Annotated in this window: 1 protein-coding gene; it reads left to right on the plus strand. The window is 64.9% G+C overall.

Going from position 1 to position 2,349, the window contains the following annotated elements:
- Nucleotides 1–2,349 (plus strand): RHS repeat domain-containing protein (locus IEV75_RS13800; protein ID WP_188453155.1); only part of this gene is annotated, 2,349 nt, incomplete at both ends.

Genomic DNA, 2,349 nt, shown 5'->3' on the forward strand with positions numbered 1-2,349 from the left:
CAGGACCAGATCGTTCTTGATGCCACCCAGCCGGTCGAGGATGTCCATGGGCTGCGCGATTCCTGGCAGCAGGCCCGGCAGGTCACCGCCATCAACAATGCGGTGGATGCCTGCTTTCCGACGGTGAATGTCTGCACGGGGCTTACACAGGACTGGCCGTTCCTGGAGATCAGCGAGTCCAATTTCCAGCGCACGTTTACCGACAATCTGGGCCGCGAGACCCGGTTCATCTATTCGTCTGCCTCCGGTCAGCTGACGGGCCTGCGCCTTCCTGGCAGCGCCACCCCCGATGCGGTATTCCAGACCGCTGCCTCGGGGGTGATCTCCTCCATCACCTATGGCGGCTCTCAGACCTGGACCTATGCCTATAGCGACTCTGGCGGCCAGCGCACGACGACGGTGACGAGCCCTCTGGGCCATACTGACGTGCTGGTCTCGAACCTGTCGACGGGCCTGCCGGTATCGAGCACCAATGGCGCGAACCGGACGACAAGCCTCGAGCACGATGCCCATGGCCGGGTGACCAAGGTCATTTACCCGGAAGGCAATGAGGTGCGCTATGTGTACGATGCGCGCGGCAATGTCACCGAGGTGCGCCGCGTGGCCAAGCCGGGCACAGGCCTTCCCGATCTGGTGACGAGCGCGGGCTATCCGTCCTCGTGTTCCAACCCGGTCACCTGCAACCGGCCTTTATGGACCGAGGATGCGGCCGGCAACCGGACGGACTACACCTATAATGCGACCCATGGCGGGGTGCTGACGGTAACCGCGCCGGCGCCGTCAGGCTCGGGCGCGCGCCCGCAGACGCGCTATACCTACACCTCGCTTTACGCCTTCTACAAAAACCATGCCGGCACCATCGTGCAGGCGGCCGATCCGGTCTGGCGCCTGACGCAAACCTCGACCTGTTCGAGCGGTACCTCGCCCTCCTGCGTGGGGACAGCCAACGAGACGCGCACCACGATCGGTTATGGCTCGGCCGGCGTCGCCAATAACCGCCTGCCGGTATCGACGACGGTCGCGGCGGGCAATGGCACGCCCACTTCCACGGTGACGCAGAGCTATAATGCGTTCGGCGATGTGATCTGGAGCCAGCCGGCTGTGGGCGGGTCTGCGGCGCGCACCTATTATCATTATGACGGCCTTCGCCGCCCTGTGGGGGTGATCGGACCGGATCCGGATGGCGGCGGGGCTCTCCTGCGCCGGGCTGCGCGCATCGGCTACACCACGGCCGGTCAGGAGTCCTTCGTCGAGCGCGGCACGGTGACGGGCACGGGGACCTCCCATCTGAACGCGATGAGCGTGCTGGAGCGTCAGGAGACCGAATATGACGCGCTTTACCGCCCTGTCCTTGCCCGCCTGAAATCGGGCTCCACGACGCTCGCCCTGCAACAGGTCAGCTATGATGCCTCGGGCCGGCTGCAGTGCTCGGCCCAGCGCATGAACCCGGCAACCTTCGGCTCACCGCCATCGAGTGCCTGCACGGCGGGCACGGCTGGATCGCAGGGTCCTGACCGGATCACCCACCGCGTATATGATGCCGCCGGGCGGGTGACGGGGCTTCGCCAAGGCTGGAACACGCCAGAAATGGGTATAGAGGCGCTTTACGCCTACACCCAGAATGGCCATGTCAGCTTTATCCGCGACGGAGCCAATAACCGCACCACCTATGTGCGCGACGGCCATGACCGGCTGTCCCAGATCCGCTATCCGCATGTGACCGTGGGCAGCAACTCCAGCAACAGTAATGACCGCGAGCAGTTTACCTATGACGCGGCAGGCCGTCTCGTCACGCACCGGCGCCGGTCCGGCCACAACATCACCTACACGTATGACAATCTGAACCGGATCACGGCGAGGAACACCCCGTCCGGCCAGGCCAATGCCTCCTACACTTACGATCTCCTGGGCCGGGTGACGCAAGTCTCCCAGACCGGGGGGCATACGCTCTCCTATACCCATGACGCGCTGGGCCGCAACCTCACCGCCATCACCCCGCAAGGCACGGTCAGCTACCAATATGACGCGGCCGGCCGGCGCACGCGCATGGACTGGCCGGACGGGCTCTATGTCACCTACAGCTATGATACGGTAGGCGCGCTCACCCATATCCGCGAGAACGGGGCCTCATCGGGCATCGGCGTGCTGGCGGCCTACGCCTACGACAATCTTGGCCGGGTCACGTCCCTGACGCGCGGCAACGGGGTGGTGACCGGGTTCGATTATGATGCAGCCGGGCGCCTCTCCGAGCTCACCCAGGATCTGGCCGGTACTGCCAGCGACCAGAGCCTCGCCTTCACCTATAATGCCGCCGGCCAGATCGCCAGCCGCACCATGGCCAATGACATC

Source organism: Glycocaulis albus (assembly GCF_014639075.1).
In the GTDB taxonomy this organism is placed as follows: domain Bacteria; phylum Pseudomonadota; class Alphaproteobacteria; order Caulobacterales; family Maricaulaceae; genus Glycocaulis; species Glycocaulis albus.